Origin of the sequence: Pseudoalteromonas fuliginea, assembly GCF_000690055.1 — a bacterium.
Lineage (GTDB): Bacteria > Pseudomonadota > Gammaproteobacteria > Enterobacterales > Alteromonadaceae > Pseudoalteromonas > Pseudoalteromonas fuliginea.
Map to the genome: position 1 here is coordinate 14,056 of NZ_JJNZ01000037.1, position 19,640 is coordinate 33,695.

Here is a 19,640-nt window from a genome sequence, read left to right on the forward strand (position 1 = left end):
TTGTCACTAATGCTATTTTTTGCAAACGATATTTTAGCCAAACTATATTCTTCATATATTAATGAGGATATAACTATGCCATTGGCTTTGTGGGCGCTTACCTTAAGCGCATTTGCAATAGGAACAACTGAGTTTGTAATAGTGGGGTTAGTACCAACTATTGCAAACGACTTAGGCGTAAGCCTACCTTCAGCGGGTTTGCTTGTAAGTTTATATGCGGTTGGCGTTGCTATTGGTGCACCGGTGCTAACAGCTTTAACGGGTCGTTGGAATCGTAAAGTGGTCTTAATAAGCTTAATGGGCTTGTTTGTATTGGGTAACTTGCTTGCTTGGCAAGCGCCAAGTTACGAAACATTAATACTTGCGCGCATTTTAACGGGGCTTGCCCATGGTGTGTTTTTTTCAATCGGATCGATGATTGCCACAAGTCTAGTAAGCAAAGACAAAGAAGCCAGTGCAATTGCCATTATGTTTACCGGGCTTACTGTAGCACTCGTAACTGGTGTGCCACTGGGTACATGGATTGGACAACACTTTGGTTGGCGTGCAACGTTTTTAGTTGTGTCGGTATTAGGTTTAATTGCATTAATCGGCAGCTCTATTTTAGTGCCAAAAAACTTAAAACAATCAATACCAGCCACGTTTAAAGAGCAACTACAAGTAATCGTAAAACCGCGTTTATTACTCGTGTATTTAATGACGATATTGGGCTACGGCGGCACGTTTACAGCGTTTACTTATTTAGCACCTATTTTAGAGCAACAAACAGGCTTTGCGCCTTCGGCTATTGCCTTAATAATGCTTGTTTACGGCGTATCGGTAGCGGTAGGTAATATTTGGGGTGGAAAGATGGCCGACAAACGCGGCCCAATTAGCGCACTGAGCATTATATTCAGCGCTTTGAGTATTATTTTACTGATATTTACTTTTACGATGGAATCAAAAATTGCTGCTGTACTTACTATTTTAGTCTGGGGCGCATTTGCTTTTGGTAATGTGCCAGGCTTGCAACTTTATGTAGTAAAGCAAGCACAAAAGCACACGCCAAATGCGGTAGATGTTGCATCAGGTTTAAACATAGCCGCATTTAATATTGGTATTGCACTTGGCTCAATTATTGGTGGTAGCGTAGTAGAGAGCATGACCCTGCAAGACACAGCATGGATAGGCGCTGTTATCTCTGTTTTAGCACTCGGTGTTACACGCTACAGCGGTATGCTTGATAAACGTGAAATTCAGCAAGCATAAAGTCTTAGCAGGGTCTGTTGACCTTTTAGGATTAAATTTGTTCAATCTAGGGAGGATTTAATCACGGAGCGAGGTTTGTAACCTAGTGGGCTAAGTAAAAATCGAGGGACAAAGAGTAAATCCACCCTAGGAAGAACCTACAGGCAGCGCGTATTTGGCATTTATGCTGCGTTATCGCCTACTTATGTGGAGCAACCACACTGCATAGGCTCTGCCTTGCCTAAATACCAAATACACTGCTGCAAACGTAATCTCTAAAGATTAACAGACCCTAACCTTGAAACTAAAATTAATGACCTCATACCTGTTATAAGGTCATAGATTTTTAAGTGACAGTCGCAATAAGAAGTAAAAGGTGTATTTCGTAAAGCTTTAAAAGAGCTTGTTTTTAACCGATTATTTTATAAGGATAAACCATGACAAAACGTGTAATAGAAATGCCAGAACTAGGTATGGGAACATTCCGCTTAGAGGGCGACACGGCCTATAACTCAGTAAAAATGGCGCTCGAAGTTGGGTTTCGCCATATTGATACCGCACAAATTTATGGCAACGAAGAGCAAGTAGGTCAAGCCATAAAAGACAGTAATATTCCGCGCAGTGAAATATTTTTAACTACCAAAGTATGGAATAACAAATTAAATAAAAGCGACTTTATTCCAAGCGTTAAAAAGTCACTTGAAAAGCTACAAGTTGATTCGGTCGACTTACTGCTAATTCATTGGCCATCGCCTGCTAACGACGAGCCAATGAGTGAATACCTCACTGAATTACTAAAAGCGAAGCAGCTTGGTTTAACTAAGCACATTGGTGTATCAAACTTCACCATTGCAAACTTAAATGAAGCAATGCAAACACTCGACTCGCGTGAAATATTTACCAATCAGGTTGAGGTTCACCCATATTTAACTAATACTAGATTGCGTGCGTTTTGTGCTCAGCACGATATACACGTAACGGCGTACATGCCATTTGTAGTAGGCAAAGTACTTAAAGATCAAACCATTATCGACATTGCTAAAAAGCACGATGCAAGTCCAGCACAAGTTGTTTTAGCATGGGTTAACGCCAGCGGTATGACGACAATTCCATCATCAACTAAGCGCAAAAATTTAGAAGATAACTTTAACGACCACGTTAAATTAGATGATGAAGACATAGCCCGCATTGATGGCCTAGACTGTGGCGACCGCCAAGCAACACCAGACTTTGCGACGCAGTGGGATCAGTAAACTTACCTCAAACGCAAAGTTAAACTAAATATTTTAAGGTGTAGATTATCTACACCTTAACTTTTAAAAAGGAATACACATGTTAACGGTTATAGCGGCACTGTCGTGCAAAAATATTGATGCAGATGTGATGCTTACAGCACTTGAAAACTTACAAAAGTCATCGCGCCAAGAAGTAGGGTGCTTACGTTATGAACTATCGGTAAAAAGTGATGATGAACATACCGATTACGTTGTTAGCGAACAGTGGGCGTCTGACGAACACTTTGAAGCGCATAAAAACGAGCCACACTTTAAAGCGTTTGGTATGCAAGTTACTGGGCTTTTAACCAATAGTAGTATCGATGTATATAAATCAATTGGTTAAATTATTTTTATAGTGCTTATTATGGTATGTATTAAAATACTTAGCTAAATTACATGTAATAAAGTAAATACTCAAATAGGTGCTGTTAACTTACATCACCTTTTTATTTTTTCACTCTAACCTGCCTCTAAAATACTCAACTTCCCCAATATATCAATGCAACCTAATAGGACTCTTTTTATGAATTCGTAGTGTGTCGAAATCTAAGATAGTTTTGTAGTGAACGCCAAATTTTATGATAATAGAAAATCTACTTGGCCCACCTGTTTTAGTTGATAATTCATATGGTTTTGCTCTTACTAATGCAAATTGATGATTCTTCTGTTAGCTTAGCAACTGACATGAAGCTAGGTGGAAAGCACATGGCTCCCTCTTTAGTTGTTGAACTAGGCAAAGAAGCAAGTATTAATATTGATGGTAAAGAGCTTTCAGTTTTAGTAAGCAAATCAAGTAGCTAATAAGTTAAAAATTAGGAATATAATTAATGAGAAACTCAAGAAATGAGATAGTAAAATATGGAGTCTCTTTTGGTACAGCTCTAGCAATTGCTATTTCATGGAGTGCTAACGAGTCTGTGTTATGGGCAATTTTGCATGGTTTTTTATCTTGGTTTTATGTTATTTGGCATGTAATTACGCGATAAGTGCTTTCGCGTGTGCACTGATTGATTATGTTGATTGCGGCCAATGTTAATAGTTGAGCAATTACCATTTAAAACGATTAAGTTAAAAATATAAAAGGAATAATTAATAATGAAAGGTGCGGGTGGAAGCTCTGGTGGTATTGGGCATTTTTTTATTGGTTTAATTATGATGTGCGGTGGCTTTTATATGCTGCTAAACGCAATTTCGGTGACTTCTAATTTTGGACTAAGTTCTCGCATTTATAGTGTTAATGCTTTAGGTGGCTTTGGCGTTACAGGCGGCATGGTTATGATCCCGTTTATTTTTGGTGTGGGCCTAATTTTTTATAATTCTAAAAACATTTTAGGCTGGGTGCTATCGCTTGGCTCGTTAACAGCACTAATATTTGGCGTTATATCGAGTGTTCGATTTAGTATGCGAACTATGACGTCGTTTGATTTGATTGTTATTATAATTTTAGCGTTTGGTGGCTTAGGGCTGTTTTTGCGCTCGCTTAAATCTGTTGATACTTAAATAATTACCACGCTTTGTTTTAAATACAATTTTAACTAGAGGCATTTAACATGATGTTCCAATGCCTAAACTAATATATGAATAATGTAATCCTTCCTATTTACTGCTTAACCAGTAATGTATTTTAAAGAGATTTATGTGAACAACTCAATACAGCTAAAACTAATTGCTACTCATTTATTAGCACAAAGAGAAGAGAACCCAGCGCGTTCAAACTTTCCCAAAGAGTTAGTACTAGACTCGACTGACGATGCGATAGAAGTACAAAAGTTGATGATTTATTTGAATGATCAAACTGTATATGGCTGGAAGTGTATGCTGCCTTTAGATGATGGCTCAATTATATTAGCGCCTCTTTTACATGCACCTATAAAACAAGCTGAAAATTGCCCACTGTATACAACAAACAATAAAGCGCTTATTGAACCAGAAATTGCATTTATTTTACAAAGCGATTTACCGAGTAATAATACCTATACAAATGAAGACGTGGATACTGCATTTGCAAGTGCCCACTTGGCACTTGAGCTTATTCAAAAAAGATTTGATGAAGACACTCCATGCACTCACATTGAAAAGCTGGCTGATGGTTTATCTAATCAAGGCGTGTATTTAGGTCCACAAATAGATAAAGCCAAAGCGTATAACGCAAGTACTGTAAATATAAACGTTAAGCAAACTGAGCTGGAGTTAAATTTAGCGGGTGTGCATCCTGCAGAACTTGCGCAGCTTCCACTTTATTGGGCTGTTAATTACTTATCAGCAAAGGGAATTAACTTAAAAGCAGGGCAAGTGTTTATAACTGGTTCTTACTGTGGTGTGGTTGAGCTTAATACTAATGAGCAAACATGTATTACATATGAAGATTTAAATACATTTAATGTGACATTTTTATCCCATTAAGCGTAATACTCATTTTAACGGTCATAATAAAACAACCCACTAATTAGTGGGTTATTTTTTATTAGGCTAAATTTTAATTATTTGATTTTAGAGAGTAATGCAGGGTTTATTACGAGATTTCTTACACCGTGAGCATGATCTTCATTAAAGGTATTACTTTCACACCACTTACCTACACTGTTTATATCTACTTTTGCTACTTTTGGTTTAACTGACCATGTTACTTGGAAAGGAGAGCCTGCCTCATTGTAACCAGGGCCAGTGGTAGAGCCGGTATAAATAACTGCTTCACCAGTATTAGTAAGTGCATTCGCTGCTTGGTAATAGCCATTAACCGATGACACGTTACTTATTTCGTTAAAATCAAGCGCGTTTGCATCGTTTACTAATACGTATACTTGCGCTTCAACACGTAGTTGCGGATTTTTAATCGAATCACTCAAACAACTACCCAGTGTAGGGCCAGGTTTAACCATTGCACTGCTATGTACATTGTGAACTTCAATAGTGTCGCCGACTGAGAGTGCGCCGTGTTCGCTCGGACAAATCTTTATTTTTGTAGGTTTGCTCTCATTTTTAGTTAAAGAGCCTGAATATACATAGCCACTTTGATAGCCATGACCATCGCCATTGCCTGCATATTTACTAAACTCGCCGCCGGCGTGTTCTGCATTTTTATGAAAATGGATATTGCATAAGTTCATTTGTGATGAAGCAGGCGCATCAGAAAATATTACTGTATTCTCGCCTTTATGATTATCAATATTACGCGGAGATTGAGGGCCAAAACCTTTATTAATTGTGTTTTTAGCAAGTGCGGTGCGCTGTGTTTTTACTACGTCATCGCTTACGTTCTCGTGGTTAGCTTTAGCAAGCGTATTAAAAGAAAGAATTGTGAGTGCAGCAGAAATTAAGCTTATTTTTGTTTTCATTGTCATTGAGTCAGTGCCTTTATTAAGGTGCTTTATTGCGAATTTTCGCTCGTTTGATACGTGATAGTTACGTTAATAGATCTCATTTAATCTAAAAATAATCCTAAAATAGTAAATAATCAACTTAATATAATGTTATTTAATAGACAAATCATACTTTAAAACAAGTGCATCAATGTAGCGAGTGCGTAATGTGCTTTGCTTTTCATGATCGGCACCATGACTCAGTGCACGGTTTAAAAGCTTCATAGCGGGATGTAAGTAAGAACGCTCGTCTTTGTCTAAACTCGCTTTACTTCGTAGTTCGGTAATATCGTCTACAACTAAGCGACCAATATCAACAGCGACTATTTCGTCTATTAATCCATTTTGAGTAAGTACGCCGTATTTACTGCATAAAAATTGTTGCCAGACTTGTTGTAAGTGCTCGTCTATTTCGCAGCCAAATAACTCTTCATTAAATTCAAACCCTTGCTGAGCTAATTTAGTCAAAATGGCAATGTATTGTTGTGCAAAGTAATTAAAAGCATGGCTTGATGATTCTATTTTTTGTTTTATTAAACCTTGCCCCCAATTTACACAGCCGCGTGGGTAGTAATCGTCATACTCTTCGCATTCATACAAACCTGAATATGAACTACAACTAAGTTGACTTTTAATACAATAACTTGGTTTGGGGAAAACACTTTGCTCTTGCCAAGTTAAAAGCATGTCTGAATCTATATTTAATGCTTGGCATAGTTCATCGGTGTTATAAAAATGAGTTGCTAAGTAGTCAGATAAACGCATAAAGCCTCTGGTATCGTTAAAATACAAATACTGTTTATATATACAGTATTTCATTTTGAATTAACAAACTCAATAACACAAGGTATTTTATAATTAAATATGCGCTTACACCTCCAAAAGTACTGGCAAATATGTTACAAATAGCGCAAGTTTTATAAATAATGAATTTTTATGCGCACCCTAGAGCAAATTAAACAAGCAAGCCTTATTACAGCTATTAAAACGCCATATTTAGCAAATGGTGAAATAGACCTAGCAAAGTACGATGAACTCGTTGCAATACAAATTGCAGCGGGCGTTGATGGCATTGTAGTCGGTGGCACAACAGGCGAAGGCCAGTTAATGAACTGGGAAGAGCATTTAATGCTTATAGCGCACAGTGCAAACAAGTATGGCGACAAACTGGTTATTGTTGGTAATACCGGTAGTAACAACACCCGTGAAGCGATTAAAGCAACTAAATATGGCTTTGCCAGCGGTATGGATGCAGCACTGCAAATTAACCCGTACTACGGACGTACGTCAATCGCGGGTGTTAAAGAGCACTTTAAGCGTGTGTTAGATATTGGCCCAGCCTTTATTTACAACGTAGCAGGGCGCACAGGTCAAGACCTAACACCTGATATTATTGAGCCACTTGCAAAGCACGAATATTTTATTGGTGTTAAAGAGTGTGGCGGCAATGAACGCATTGCCCATTATGAGCAACAAGGTATTGCATGTTGGTCGGGTAACGATGACGAAAGTCACGATGCACGCCACACACATAAAGCGCACGGTGTTATTTCGGTTACTTCTAACTTAATACCAGGGTTATTTCGCCAATTAATAGATACTAAAAATAACGAGCTAAATACTTCGTTACAACCATTAATGAACTGGTTGTTCTGTGAACCAAACCCGATTGCTATTAATACCGCGTTGATGATGACAGGTGCAGTAAATCCAGTATTTAGATTACCGTATTTACCGCTTAGCGATGAACAACAAAAAATCGGTTTACCATTAATAAATCAACTTAACGAAAGTGATGTAGTAGGCGGTAAGGCGCAGCGCTTAAATTTAGCTGATGTGTTAACTCTTCCTTAATTATAGTTTTCTGGCCATTAGTAATGCGTGTTTACATGCGTATACTTATGGCCTTATTTATTGCCAGTAGTAATTTAGTTTAAGTTTCCAGGTTGTTAAGTTTGTATGTTTATAACTAATGCGAACATCAAAATTTTGATTTATAGGTATTGATATTTCAGCTTGAGTTGTTGATTTTCCATCATTACCCAAGATAAATTGCTCGTGAGATACCCTTAATTTAATATCTGAATACAATGTTGTTATTGCACCTAGTGCCAACGATGAATCGTAAAGCTGCTCTGTTACTGCAAGCTTCCCTACATAAGCGTTAGCAAGCGTGAAAACCAGCGTTTTATTGTCATTAAACAAAAAAGATTTACCCAGCCCCCCCATTAAAAATGTGCTTGTACAGCTTTGGCAGAGTGTACTTTGCCTTTCAAACCCAGCATTAACTTTCCAAGACCAATTATTATCTTGTGGCCATTTTACATAGGCTGGCGAAAACGATTCTAAATCGAGTAGGTGTAACTTATCGACGTATAAATTTGAATTTAACAAAGACACTTCTAAATCAACCATTTCTAAGTTAGAAAACGCAATACGTGCCACATCTGAAGCTAACGAGTCAAAGTAACTGAGTCTAAAGCCTAACCCCAGGCTGCTTTGTTCATTTATACGTGTTGAAGAGGTAGAGATACTTGATGGTTTTTGACCTTTGTGAGGTGCTTGTTGAGAATATGACGAAACAATCATCTCGTTGCCAATAGAGAGCGCTAATCTCGCTTTAACGAGCGTGTTTTTTAAGCCTTTGATGTGCTCAACATTTTGTTTTTTTATTTGTTGTAATTGCACTAGTTCAAATAATGTTTCAATAATTCGCTTTTTACTTTTTACATCTAGTGTTGAAAATTCATTATGCTTAATAAACTCAGGTGAGTTGTATATCTTCTCTGCAATAGCTGATTCGTTGGCAGTGAGATTATCCATGAACTTAATAAAAACAGTGCTTCGGGATGGCGTAAATAGTATTTTTTTCAATAATTTATTGTTGTCATAGGAAGCTTGGTGCACTTTTGAAAAAACAGTTGTTGGGATCATCCACGGTGAGCTGTTATTTGTTAATTGCTCTCCAATGACGAGCTCAATTAGTTGCGCAATGTGAAAAGCGCAGTTTTCATCAGCAAAATAATAATCGAACTGTGCGCCGAGTAATTCCCACAAGTGATTTGCAATAAATGTTGTGTCGTCATTACTAAGATTGAGCTTATATTCCCACAGGTCTCTTAGCTCTATTTCACCGTAGTTATGCTGATGGCGATAAAATAATTGATCGGAAAACCCGGCTTTATACCCACCAAATAACCCTTTAGTGATATACACAAGACCGTTTTCGTTTTCTGGCACATGAGCACCATAATTTATACTGTAATCGAGTAATTTATTTTTTGTGGCTGTTGAACGATTAAGTTTTAACAACAAATGGCCATAAAGTGACGCTGGATTACTCATGTAGCCTGATGCAAATATAAGGCTTATTGAATGAATAGGTTGCTCATCTCGCCATTTGAATAATTCGGGGCATAGAGCTTTGGGCTGAGAAAATGTTAATCCTTGTTTTTTTAACCACGAGTATCGAGCTGGGTACTTACATTGCATTTGCGAGTCGTTATTAAAGCGGTGCACGGTCGCCCTAAGTTCATCAAAAGGGCTCTGGTGGCCGTTGACAGATATAAAAAAAGACTTGTTGGTAATATAGCTTTTATCGAACGCAGGCTTTTTGTAATGACCTAGTTTTAACCATGTAGGGTGCTGGGCTAACTGCTGTAAATTTGTTGATGCTTGAAGGTTAAATGATGTAATAAAGAAAATAAAAAATATAAACGTATAAACTTTCATAAATACCCAACGGGCTTGGGGCAAAAAGAGTAAAGGGGCTAAATTAGCCCCTTTATAAATTATATTGCAGAGCAGTTAGCCGAGAACTGGCTAGCGATATTGCTTTCAACAAGTGTGTAAAGTGCTTGTGCATCGTTTACAGATGTTTGAGCAAAATCGTTACGGATAGTTGAGATCATTTGTGGGTGAGCTGCACTATCACAACCACGAACGTTTAACATTGCAGAAATGTATTCGCCTTCACCTTGTGCGATTTCTTGCTCTAGGATTGGAAATGTTTGCTGAATAAATTGTGCTGTTTTAACGTTAGCGCCTTTACAACTCTCTACAGATGAAACGTTAGATGAAACTGCAGTTGTTCCTAAATCCCAAATAACATTTGAAATAGCAGCGGCAGTGCCGTTGTCAGGAAAAATCATTGCGCCGATACCACATTGTTGCCACGGGTTAACGTTAGCTTGAGCTGGGGTTACTATGAATGCGCTTGCTAGTACTGCTGCAGTTAAACATTTTTTTATCATTATTAAATCCTTATTTAAATGTCCCTTGAATGGGGCTTGAATTCTATAGATATGTCAGCTTTAGGGCAATAATACTTCTGATAAATTTAATAAAAAGTATATTTTGTTAAATTCAATGAGGGCGGAGCTTCATTTTAATCCAGTTTTACAGTATCAGATCGAAGATGTTATTCAATCAATAGCTTTGTGATTCAACAAAACTAATTTTTAGCTTTTAATCCAGTTTAAAGCTAACTGTTGACTCGTTTTTGCTGTATAATTTGCGACCCTTGATAATGTGGCCGTAGGTTATACAGCATGAATTTTAAATCTTTTAGTTTCGCTCCTGAAATCATCCAGGCGTTGGACGAACTTAACTATCACACTCTTACGCCCATTCAGCGCGCAGCTATTCCTGCTGTTCGTAAAGGTAAAGACGTTTTAGCCAGTGCACAAACTGGTACCGGCAAAACTGCCGCGTTTGCTTTACCTATCATCCAAAAATTGGTTGAGTCTGAACTCAGCACAACGAATGCACCTCATGCATTAGTACTTGCGCCAACGCGTGAACTTGCAGAACAAATTGCAAATAACTTCAGAGATTTTGCAAAGCATACTTCGCTTAAAGTCGTTAGTTTATTTGGTGGTGTTAGTACCGCCGGCCAAGCAAACGCTTTAAAAGAAGGTGTAGATATTGTTGTTGCTACACCAGGTCGTTTATTTGATCATATTCGTTTAGGTAACTTAAGCCTTGCAAGTGTTAAGCACCTTGTTCTTGATGAAGCTGACCGTATGCTTGATATGGGCTTTATTGAAGATATGCAAAACGTTATTAAAAGCTGTGCAGAAGAGCGCCAGATTTTACTGTTCTCTGCAACATTCCCTGCAGCGATTAAACAGTTTGCATCTAAGGTATTAAAACAAGCTGAAATAGTACGTGTTGATCAAACTAACAGTACAGCAAGCACTGTTGAGCATGTTGTTTACCCTGTTGAAGAACGTCGTAAGCAAGAGCTACTTTCTGAATTGATTGGTAAGAAAAACTGGCAACAAGTACTTGTATTTGTAAACATGAAAGAAACGGCTGACGAGCTTGTAAAAGAGCTTAACCTTGATGGTATTCCGGCGGGCGTTTGCCACGGTGACAAATCTCAAGGTAACCGTCGTCGTGCACTTCGTGAATTTAAAGAAGGTAAAGTGCGCGTATTAGTGGCTACGGAAGTGGCTGCTCGCGGTATAGATATTGATGGTTTACCTCGTGTTATTAATATTGATTTACCATGGCTTGCAGAAGATTACGTTCACCGTATTGGCCGTACAGGTCGTGCTGGTCGCCAAGGTCAAGCAATCTCATTTGTTAGCCGCGAAGAAGAAAACACCTTATTTGAAATTGAAACGCTAATTGGCCAAAAAATCAAACGTGTATATTTAGAAGGTTACGAAGTAAGTAATCGTGAAGTACTAATTGATAAAATTGGTAAAAAACCAGCGCATTTACGCCGTACACGTTCTAACAAGTTATCAGGACAGGCAACCGGTGAAGCGAGAGCAGTTAATCGCTCACGTATTTCAAGCGTTCGTAAAAGCTTAAAAGGCGAAAAACTGTCACTTAAAAAGTCATAGTTAACGCCCTTAAGTTTAAAAGCCTGAGTTTACTCAGGCTTTTTTGTGTCTAAATTTTAGTGCTAATACTTATAGTGTTCTAAATCGGAAATTTTTAACAACGTTAGCGTCAGGTTTAAGCGTTTTCTAGCATAGACAGTGCGACCGCTTCAGCTGCTTTAATTCCATCAATACCCGCTGATAAAATACCGCCAGCGTAACCTGCACCTTCACCTGCAGGGTAAAGCCCTTTAGTGTTGATACTTTGGAATGTTTTATCGCGCTTAATATTAATAGGCGACGAAGTACGTGTTTCAACACCGGTTAATAAGCCGTCGTTAGTTGAAAAACCACGAATTTGTTTATTAAACGCAGGTATCGCTTCGCGAAGAGCATCAATTGCAAATTGTGGTAACACTTTACTCAAATCAGTTAACTTAATACCAGGTGTGTAAGAGGGTTGTACTTCACCTAAGTCTGCAGATGATTTACCTTTTAAGAAATCTCCAATTAACTGTGCTGGTGCATCGTAGTTGCTACCACCAAGCTCATACGCTTGCTCTTCAAGTTTGCGTTGTAAGTCTATTCCAGCAAGTGGATTACCAGGGAAGTCTTGCTCTGGTGATATACCTACCACAATAGCGCTGTTAGCGTTGCGCTCACTTCGTGAATATTGGCTCATACCATTGGTAACAACGCGACCTTCTTCAGAGGTTGCAGCGACTACTGTGCCACCTGGGCACATACAAAAGCTGTAAACTGTACGGCCATTGTCACAGTGATGAACAAGTTTATAATCGGCAGAGCCCAAAATTGGGTTTCCCGCATTTGTGCCAAAACGACATTCATCGATCATTGATTGTTTATGTTCGATTCTAAAACCGACTGAAAATGGCTTTGCTTCAACATAAATGCCTTTTTTGTGGATCATATCAAACGTGTCGCGTGCGCTGTGGCCAACGGCTAATACAACATGTCGAGTGTTTAGTTGCTCGCCATTTGAAAGCGTTAAACCTGTTACTTGCCCGTCGTCTAAATGAATATCGTCAACACGTGTGCTAAAGCGAATTTCGCCGCCAAGCTCTATTATACGAGCGCGCATTTTTTCAATCATGGTGACAAGTTTAAACGTACCAATGTGCGGCTTACTTACGTATAAAATTTCATCGGGTGCGCCTGCTTCTACAAATTCAGTAATGACTTTTCGGCCATAATGCTTTGGATCTTTTACTTGGCTGTATAACTTACCGTCTGAGAATGTACCTGCGCCACCTTCACCAAATTGTACATTTGATTCTGTATTAAGTGTGCGTTTACGCCAAAAGCCAAATGTGTCTTTTGTACGTTCACGTACTTCTTTACCGCGCTCTAATATAATGGGTTTAAAGCCCATTTGGGCAAGTAATAAACCTGCAAATAAACCACAAGGGCCAAAACCAATCACGACAGGACGCTCTGTTATATTTTCGCTGGCTTGTGCTACAAATTTATAACTTGTGTCTGGCGCTACTTTTACATGTTGGTCTTTTTCGAATTCGGTGAGTAGATCGGCTTCGTTATCAACTTCTATATCGAGTGTATAAATAAGTAAAATAGCTGATTTTTTACGTGCATCATAACCACGTTTAAACACATTAAAACTGTGCAATTGTTCAGGTTGGATTTTAAGTTTATTTACAATTGCTTGACCAATTGCATCTTCGTCATGATCAAGTGGCAGCTTTATTTCGGTTAAACGTATCATTTATATCTCTTTTAGGTGTCATAGCGGGGTTTTATCTACCGCTCACAATAAGGGGATGCAGGGCACAAAGAGTGTGCAAACATAAGGCGCGTATTTTACGTTAAAATAGCCTGATATGGCACTTATTTATTGTATTTTTGGGATTGATGGGTATGATCCACAGCTGTTGTTTAAAATAGTAGGTGTTAAAGTATTATGGCGTTTGTCGTTACTGAAAATTGTATAAAGTGTAAGTACACCGATTGCGTATCAGTGTGCCCAGCAGATGCATTTTTTGAAGGCCCTAATTTTTTAGCTATTAGCCCAATTGATTGTATTGATTGTGGCTTATGTGTACCTGAGTGTTCAGCTGATGCTATATATCAAGAAGATGAATTACCAGAATCTCAAAAAGAGTTTACTGAGTTAAATGCAGAACTTGCACTGGTCTGGCCGCGCATTACAGAGGTTAAACCTGCTCCAGAAGATGCTGACGTATGGAATGGTATAGACAACAAACTTAAGTTACTCGAAACTTAATTATCACTTTAAAATTAGTCCTTTATTATTAATTCGTTAATATTTAGCATAATAATCTTTGCAAGGTATTAACAAATGTACTCGCTTAAATTACAATTCATCCTATAAATTACTCACAACGAGTAAAGCAAGTTTAAATGGATGTTTATGCAACTCTTTATAACCATAATAAAAAAAATTATTTTTATACTTTCAAGTTTTTCTTTATTACTATCCAGCCTAGATGTAGCCGCTGAAAGACAGCAAGTATCCTTATCCCGCATTGATTCAAATATCACCGTTGATGGTGTTATGGATGAAGCGCATTGGAAAGATGCGACACGTGTTTCCTTACTCTACCAAGACGAGCCTAATGAAAAAGGCACTCCTCCTGTAAAAACTGATGCTTTTATCTATGAAGATGGCACAAACTTATATGTTGCCTATGTTGCACAAGACCCAGACCCTACGCAAATTCGTGCATCACTTCGTGATCGTGATACGCTCTGGGAAGACGACGTAGTTATTCTAGTTATTGATACATTTAATGATGAACGCAGTGGCTATGAATTCCATGTGAACCCGCTGGGCGCGCAAGGCGATATACGAATGACCGATACCGATGGTTGGAGCTCTGATACTTCATGGAATGCTATTTGGGATAGCGCAGGACAAATTAACGAGAAAGGTTATGTTGTTGAAATGCGTATTCCTTTTAAAGCACTGCGTTTTCCTGAAAATAAAAATGAGCTAACGTGGGGTTTTTCTGTAATGAGAAACTATCAACGAGATGTATTATATCAGCTATCAAACATGGGTTTTGACAGAAATGTGAAATGCAGTCTTTGTCAGTTTGATAAGTTAGTTGGCTTTAGTGACATTGAATCAAGTAAAAATATTCAATTAACACCCACGTTGACGGCACTTCGTAACGATAACAAACCTGAATTACCGGGTGATTGGAATAATGGCGATATAGACACTGAGGTGGGTTTAGATTTACGCTGGGGTTTAACAAAAGACGCTGTTTTAAACGCAACAATTAACCCTGATTTTTCGCAAGTAGAAACAGACTCTTTAGAACTTGATGTAAACACAACCTTCTCTATTTATTACGCTGAAAAGCGTCCTTTCTTTTTAGATGGTGCTTCTTACTTTAAAAGCAGCTTATTTGAACTTTTATACACGCGTACAATTGCAGAGCCTAATTTAGGCGCAAAATTAACGGGTAAAACAGGCAATCATAGTTATGCTTTAATGCTGGCTGACGACGACAACAGTAATATTTTACTGCCAACGAATCAGGGCTCTGGCTTTGCAAGCTTAAACGAAAAAACGAATGCGGTGGCTGGGCGTTATCAATATGATATTGGTCAGCAAGGTACTATTGGACTTTCAAGCACACATAGAGAAAGTGATAGCTACCATAATACAGTATTGTCAGTTGATGGTAGTTATTGGTTTAATCAATCGGATACTCTTTTGTATCAAGTATCGACGGCTGATACTCGCAACTCGGCGTTTTTAATTGAAAACTATAACTTATCTGAAACTCAGTCAGATGAAGCTTATGCCTTAGAACTTACCCGCGATAAACGTGATTACAAATTGTTCGCCTCTTATGAAAATATTGGGCAGGATTACCGCACTGATTTAGGTTATCAAGCTAAAGTCGATTATGAAAAAGTAGGCTTAGGTGGCGGACAAACATGGTACAGAGATGAGTCAGATTTACTCACCTCATGGTCATATGAAGCTGACTGGGATAAAACGTGGGCGCAAAACGGCGACTTACTTGAAGAAGAATACGAAGGTTTTTTAAGCTTCAAAGGTCAAAAACAATCCATTTTTGAAATTGGTTTAGTGCACCGTTATGAAAATTATAACGATAATTTTTATAATCAAAATATTGGATATATTTACACTGGGTTCAAACCTACTAAAGATTTAAAGCTTTCGTTATATCTTGAATACGCTAGCCGAATTGATTATGCGAATGAGCAGATTGGCGATGTGTTTGATACCCAAACTCAAGTAATATGGGATATTAACGACCACTGGCAGCTTGATGTGAAACATAATTACAGCCAATTAGACAACCCACAAGGGGATCGTGTATTTACAGCGAACTTGGTTGATTTTAGGCTTCATTATAAATTCAGTATGCGTTCAATACTTAAGTTAATTTTACAATTTGAAGATATAGATCGTAACGAAAAAGCTTACTTTTATCAGGTTAGTCAAACTAATAAGGATTATGGTAGCCAGCTTGTTTACTCATATAAAATTAACGCACAAACATTATTTTATTTAGGGTATTCAGATAGAGGGTACCAAGACGATTCACTTAAAAATATTGAACGAGATCAGCGTACGTTTTTTACAAAAGTTAGCTATGCATGGCAACTTTAAAGTAGCTAAAACGAGGTGATTAATGCTTATTAGTCACCTCGAAAGACTGTTACAATTTTATTTAATTACAATAATCATATGTATAGTTTCGAGTTTAATAGTAAATTCCTTTTACTAGGGCCTGTTGACCTTTCAGGATTAAAATTTGTTCAATCTAGGGGCGATTTAATCGCGGCGTGAGGTTTGTAACCTAGCGGGCTAAGTCAAAACCAAGCAACAAAGAGTAAATTGCCCCTAGGCAGAACCCTTCGGGCAGCGCATGTTTGGCATTTATTCCACGTTATCGCCTATTTATGGGAAATAACCACACTACATAGACTCTGCCTTGCCTAAATACCAAACAGACTGCTGCAAATTTAACCTCGAAAGATAAACAGCCCCTAGCAGATTTAAATTTTCAGTAAAGGTAGTGTTTGCTGAACTACTTCCTCAATAAAATTAATTCAATATAGCAAGTACATAGGGTCTTCGCTTTGTGAAGAACAACGCTCATATCTATCGTTTTTACCTTCTATAGCACTGAAAATAAACACATCAAAAGACACCTTATATTGGACAATATCGAATTTAAAGCTTACGTTTAGTAGTATAAAAAGTTGATAATATTAAACAAAGGCATATCTTTAATGCATGTGAGCCCTCTAATAGAAAAAGAATTAAATGATAGTGTGCGGATCCTTTATTTAAATGCCTATTCTGGATTGTTTATATCTTTTATTGCTAGTACGGGCATAGTTTTTGGTTTTAGTGATAAGTCTTTTACTTCAGTTACCGATAAGCTTATTTGGTGGTTTATCATGGTTGTTGTTTTAGGGATCCGTTTGATAGATGTTTACTATTTTAAACGAAGCAGTAAAGCAGCGAGTTATATTGATTTATATAGATTCTCTTTAAGTGTAATCCTCACGGCGTTGATTTGGTGCTGTTATGGCGTGTATTTCCATTCATCTTTCAGCGTCCTAGAGCTTACAAGTATAATCATCATTTTTTCTGCACTTGGTGGTGGCTCTGCAAATATTCTTTCAGCGCATCGACCAACATGTTTTATATACGCATTTTTGTTATTGATACCATATTCAGTGCTACTGACCCTATCTGAAGAACATTATCAAAATGTATTAGGAGTATTAGGTATAGGCTTTGGGTTTGTTACGCTTATTGCTTTACACAAGGCTGCAAACTTTACGCAAAATGCCATCCATTTAAAAAATCAAAATATTGAATTATTAGAACTGATGGAGCAGCGTGTCGAATTACGAACACAAGAAATTTATCATCTATCAAATAGCGATTCCCTTACTCAATTATTGAATAGAAACGCTTTTTTAAAAGAGTCAAAAAAAAGGCTGTCGCGATACCCTAATGAATCATTTGCGTTGTTATTTATTGACTTAGATGGCTTTAAACATATAAACGATACTATGGGGCATGAGGTTGGCGATCAGATTTTAACAAAAACTGCCCAGAGAATTTCAGCAGTGTGTAGCCAAAATGAGTATAAGTGTCGGTGGGGAGGTGATGAGTTTTTATTACTTACTGATTATAACTGTAAGGATAAAACTAATGATTTTGCAAATAAAATCATTAGTGCCATTACACAAGTACACTCGAATAGCCATTATAAAGCGGGAATAGGTGCAACGATAGGTATTGCATTTTATCCTGAACATGGCAGTGATTTGGACGAATTAATACTAAACGCAGATATGGCGATGTATCATCAAAAGCGTATTAATAGAGGAAAAATTAGTTATTTTGATGATAATTTGCGTATGCAACTTGAGCGTATAAGACGCTTAAATGACAGGCTTTCTTTTGCGGTACAAGACGGAAGTTTATCGCTTGTTTTTCAACCTATTATAGATTCGAATACAAATCGCCCCAGTTCAGTTGAAGCACTTTTACGTTGGCAAATGGATGGTGAACCGGTTCCACCGGATGAGTTTATTCCTATTGCAGAGCAATATGGGATGATTAGTGAAATTGGACTCTGGGTTTTAAAAAACGCGTGTATTCAAGGGCTCGAGTTTCAAAGAATCATTCCCGATTTATCAATTAGTGTTAATGTCTCTGTTATGCAGCTTCAAGGGCAAAAATTTGTTGTTGAAGTTGCTGATATTTTAAGAAAATTTAGCTTTCCAGCTGATAAGTTACATATAGAAATCACTGAGTCAGTATTTGCTAAGGATAAAAGTACATTTTTATCAACGGTTAAATCTTTGCAAGAGTTAGGGGCTAGGATATCGATAGATGACTTTGGTACTGGCTATTCATCCTTATCAAGTATGTTAGATATTGGTGTGGATATCGTAAAAATAGATAAAACGTTTATTCAAGATGTCGATAAAAAAGGTCTGAGTATAGTAAATGCAGTGGTACAAATGGCCAGTTCACTTAGCTTTGATGTGGTTGCTGAAGGTGTTGAGACAATTGATCAGAGCGAAAAGTTATACAGTTTAGGCGTTTCGCATTTACAAGGTTATTATTTTTCTAAACCGTTAGATGCGAGTTCTTTATGCGCTTATCTTGAGAGCATAAAAAAGGCTTCATAAGAAGCCTTTTAATTATTGATGTGTTTTACTTACAAATCAAAAGTACGTGATATGGCAAGTACGATACGCTCATCTGCGTAATCGTAGTCAAGGCTCGTATTTTCAGCCGCCACTTCAATACCAAACCCTTCATAACTAGTTTGATATGCTAAACGGTAATGGTTATATGATTTTTTCTCGTTAACGTCCCACGCCCATTTTTGGCCATCAAGTGAGTTTGATATATCAAAACTTGCACGTAGTGCATGATTTGGAGCCAGCTCATAGGTGTGTGCAACCATTGAGATTACATGACCTCCACCTTGGCCAAAGTAATCCCAGCTATACCAAAAGTTAAGCTCAGTTTGGCCGTATTCACTCGCATAGCCAAACTTAGTGTAAGCTTCAGCGTAGTTACCATCGCTGTTATTACCTTGATAAGTGTAATAAGCAATACCGTAGTCAACGCTAAACTGCTCATCAAGCTGCACATACTTGCCTACATAAGCATCAAGTTCAAAATCAGTGTCATCACCAAAATCTACATTTGACGCCCAAACACCGGCGTATACACCGCTATCAAAAGCATAATCTAAGCTGCCTTGAATTGCAGGGTCGTTATCTGTCTGTGTTACACCATTAAATGTGTAGTCAGACGCTGCCGTGATTGTTGTTGACCAATCAGCAGCTGCTGTTGTTGATAAAAGTGCAAATGGTAGTGCTACTACAAGTTGTTTTAGTTTGTTATTCATTGTTTA

18 protein-coding genes are annotated in these 19,640 nt (G+C 37.8%); 12 read left to right on the top strand and 6 right to left on the bottom strand.

The features are described from left to right. The first annotated feature begins 75 nt into the window (after nt 1–75). The 7 genes from DC53_RS08985 (at nt 76) to DC53_RS08965 (ending at nt 4,907) form a co-directional block, all read left to right on the top strand. Nucleotides 76–1,248, top strand: coding sequence for an MFS transporter (locus tag DC53_RS08985; protein WP_007378866.1), 1,173 nt, complete (start codon nt 76–78; stop codon nt 1,246–1,248). Nucleotides 1,249–1,664: 416 nt separating this feature from the next. Continuing rightward, nucleotides 1,665–2,480: a 2,5-didehydrogluconate reductase DkgB gene (gene dkgB / locus DC53_RS08980; protein WP_033030131.1), complete on the top strand. Its 816-nt coding sequence runs from the start codon at nt 1,665–1,667 to the stop codon at nt 2,478–2,480. A 79-nt stretch (nt 2,481–2,559) separates the two neighbouring features. Then, on the top strand, nt 2,560–2,847 hold the full coding sequence (locus tag DC53_RS08975) for a putative quinol monooxygenase (RefSeq protein ID WP_007378673.1): 288 nt from the start codon (nt 2,560–2,562) through the stop codon (nt 2,845–2,847). 302 nt (nt 2,848–3,149) lie between these two features. Next, nucleotides 3,150–3,305, top strand: a complete 156-nt coding sequence (locus tag DC53_RS22155; RefSeq protein WP_007378674.1) for a hypothetical protein — start codon at nt 3,150–3,152, stop codon at nt 3,303–3,305. Between the two features lie 26 nt (nt 3,306–3,331). Beyond that, nucleotides 3,332–3,490, top strand: coding sequence for a hypothetical protein (locus DC53_RS22160; RefSeq protein WP_007378675.1), 159 nt, complete (start codon nt 3,332–3,334; stop codon nt 3,488–3,490). Between the two features lie 109 nt (nt 3,491–3,599). Further along, the gene (locus tag DC53_RS08970; protein ID WP_007378676.1) at nt 3,600–4,004 is read left to right on the top strand and encodes a hypothetical protein; all 405 of its coding nucleotides are present in this window, start codon (nt 3,600–3,602) and stop codon (nt 4,002–4,004) included. Between the two features lie 138 nt (nt 4,005–4,142). Continuing rightward, the gene (locus DC53_RS08965) at nt 4,143–4,907 is read left to right on the top strand and encodes a hypothetical protein (RefSeq protein ID WP_007378677.1); all 765 of its coding nucleotides are present in this window, start codon (nt 4,143–4,145) and stop codon (nt 4,905–4,907) included. A gap of 77 nt (nt 4,908–4,984) precedes the next feature. On the opposite strand, the gene DC53_RS08960 is transcribed toward DC53_RS08965, so the two are convergent. Then, nucleotides 4,985–5,845, bottom strand: a complete 861-nt coding sequence (locus DC53_RS08960) for a delta-class carbonic anhydrase (RefSeq protein WP_081824566.1) — start codon at nt 5,843–5,845, stop codon at nt 4,985–4,987. Nucleotides 5,846–5,974: 129 nt separating this feature from the next. After that, a complete protein-coding gene (locus DC53_RS08955) occupies nt 5,975–6,628 on the bottom strand; it encodes a DUF6058 family natural product biosynthesis protein (RefSeq protein ID WP_007378679.1) in 654 nt (217 codons plus the stop codon). A gap of 171 nt (nt 6,629–6,799) precedes the next feature. Here DC53_RS08955 and dapA point away from each other — a divergent pair, with 171 nt between their 5' ends. After that, nucleotides 6,800–7,717, top strand: a complete 918-nt coding sequence (dapA, locus tag DC53_RS08950; RefSeq protein WP_033030133.1) for a 4-hydroxy-tetrahydrodipicolinate synthase — start codon at nt 6,800–6,802, stop codon at nt 7,715–7,717. A gap of 57 nt (nt 7,718–7,774) precedes the next feature. Here dapA and DC53_RS08945 read toward each other — a convergent pair whose 3' ends face one another. Then, complete coding sequence (locus tag DC53_RS08945; protein WP_033030135.1) at nt 7,775–9,595, bottom strand: Lnb N-terminal periplasmic domain-containing protein; 1,821 nt, start codon at nt 9,593–9,595, stop codon at nt 7,775–7,777. Nucleotides 9,596–9,654: 59 nt separating this feature from the next. Next, complete coding sequence (locus DC53_RS08940) at nt 9,655–10,116, bottom strand: DUF3015 family protein (protein WP_033030137.1); 462 nt, start codon at nt 10,114–10,116, stop codon at nt 9,655–9,657. 297 nt (nt 10,117–10,413) lie between these two features. Here DC53_RS08940 and DC53_RS08935 point away from each other — a divergent pair, with 297 nt between their 5' ends. After that, on the top strand, nt 10,414–11,718 hold the full coding sequence (locus tag DC53_RS08935; protein WP_002958629.1) for a DEAD/DEAH box helicase: 1,305 nt from the start codon (nt 10,414–10,416) through the stop codon (nt 11,716–11,718). Nucleotides 11,719–11,833: 115 nt separating this feature from the next. On the opposite strand, the gene DC53_RS08930 is transcribed toward DC53_RS08935, so the two are convergent. Then, nucleotides 11,834–13,441: an NAD(P)/FAD-dependent oxidoreductase gene (locus tag DC53_RS08930; RefSeq protein WP_033030139.1), complete on the bottom strand. Its 1,608-nt coding sequence runs from the start codon at nt 13,439–13,441 to the stop codon at nt 11,834–11,836. Between the two features lie 195 nt (nt 13,442–13,636). Here DC53_RS08930 and fdxA point away from each other — a divergent pair, with 195 nt between their 5' ends. The 3 genes from fdxA to DC53_RS08915 all read left to right on the top strand — a co-directional run bounded on the left by fdxA (nt 13,637) and on the right by DC53_RS08915 (nt 18,903). Beyond that, on the top strand, nt 13,637–13,960 hold the full coding sequence (fdxA, locus tag DC53_RS08925; protein ID WP_024599924.1) for a ferredoxin FdxA: 324 nt from the start codon (nt 13,637–13,639) through the stop codon (nt 13,958–13,960). Nucleotides 13,961–14,107: 147 nt separating this feature from the next. Then, complete coding sequence (locus DC53_RS08920; RefSeq protein WP_033030141.1) at nt 14,108–16,351, top strand: carbohydrate binding family 9 domain-containing protein; 2,244 nt, start codon at nt 14,108–14,110, stop codon at nt 16,349–16,351. 626 nt (nt 16,352–16,977) lie between these two features. Further along, on the top strand, nt 16,978–18,903 hold the full coding sequence (locus DC53_RS08915; RefSeq protein WP_033030143.1) for a putative bifunctional diguanylate cyclase/phosphodiesterase: 1,926 nt from the start codon (nt 16,978–16,980) through the stop codon (nt 18,901–18,903). A gap of 29 nt (nt 18,904–18,932) precedes the next feature. Here the strand turns inward: DC53_RS08915 and DC53_RS08910 are convergent, their stop codons facing one another. Further along, complete coding sequence (locus DC53_RS08910; RefSeq protein ID WP_007376370.1) at nt 18,933–19,634, bottom strand: TorF family putative porin; 702 nt, start codon at nt 19,632–19,634, stop codon at nt 18,933–18,935. Between the last annotated feature and the right edge of the window lie 6 nt (nt 19,635–19,640).

What these genes read in the sequence shown, in the direction of transcription:
- DC53_RS22160 (WP_007378675.1), top strand. Translation starts at nt 3,332, where the DNA reads ATGAGAAACTCAAGAAATGAGATAGTAAAATATGGAGTCTCTTTTGGT.
- DC53_RS08915 (WP_033030143.1), top strand. Translation starts at nt 16,978, where the DNA reads ATGCATGTGAGCCCTCTAATAGAAAAAGAATTAAATGATAGTGTGCGG.
- DC53_RS22155 (WP_007378674.1), top strand. Translation starts at nt 3,150, where the DNA reads ATGCAAATTGATGATTCTTCTGTTAGCTTAGCAACTGACATGAAGCTA.
- DC53_RS08935 (WP_002958629.1), top strand. Translation starts at nt 10,414, where the DNA reads ATGAATTTTAAATCTTTTAGTTTCGCTCCTGAAATCATCCAGGCGTTG.
- DC53_RS08975 (WP_007378673.1), top strand. Translation starts at nt 2,560, where the DNA reads ATGTTAACGGTTATAGCGGCACTGTCGTGCAAAAATATTGATGCAGAT.
- DC53_RS08920 (WP_033030141.1), top strand. Translation starts at nt 14,108, where the DNA reads ATGCAACTCTTTATAACCATAATAAAAAAAATTATTTTTATACTTTCA.
- DC53_RS08985 (WP_007378866.1), top strand. Translation starts at nt 76, where the DNA reads ATGCCATTGGCTTTGTGGGCGCTTACCTTAAGCGCATTTGCAATAGGA.
- DC53_RS08945 (WP_033030135.1), bottom strand. Translation starts at nt 9,595, where the DNA reads ATGAAAGTTTATACGTTTATATTTTTTATTTTCTTTATTACATCATTT.
- DC53_RS08970 (WP_007378676.1), top strand. Translation starts at nt 3,600, where the DNA reads ATGAAAGGTGCGGGTGGAAGCTCTGGTGGTATTGGGCATTTTTTTATT.
- dapA (WP_033030133.1), top strand. Translation starts at nt 6,800, where the DNA reads ATGCGCACCCTAGAGCAAATTAAACAAGCAAGCCTTATTACAGCTATT.
- DC53_RS08955 (WP_007378679.1), bottom strand. Translation starts at nt 6,628, where the DNA reads ATGCGTTTATCTGACTACTTAGCAACTCATTTTTATAACACCGATGAA.
- DC53_RS08910 (WP_007376370.1), bottom strand. Translation starts at nt 19,634, where the DNA reads ATGAATAACAAACTAAAACAACTTGTAGTAGCACTACCATTTGCACTT.
- fdxA (WP_024599924.1), top strand. Translation starts at nt 13,637, where the DNA reads ATGGCGTTTGTCGTTACTGAAAATTGTATAAAGTGTAAGTACACCGAT.
- DC53_RS08960 (WP_081824566.1), bottom strand. Translation starts at nt 5,845, where the DNA reads ATGACAATGAAAACAAAAATAAGCTTAATTTCTGCTGCACTCACAATT.
- DC53_RS08940 (WP_033030137.1), bottom strand. Translation starts at nt 10,116, where the DNA reads ATGATAAAAAAATGTTTAACTGCAGCAGTACTAGCAAGCGCATTCATA.
- dkgB (WP_033030131.1), top strand. Translation starts at nt 1,665, where the DNA reads ATGACAAAACGTGTAATAGAAATGCCAGAACTAGGTATGGGAACATTC.
- DC53_RS08930 (WP_033030139.1), bottom strand. Translation starts at nt 13,441, where the DNA reads ATGATACGTTTAACCGAAATAAAGCTGCCACTTGATCATGACGAAGAT.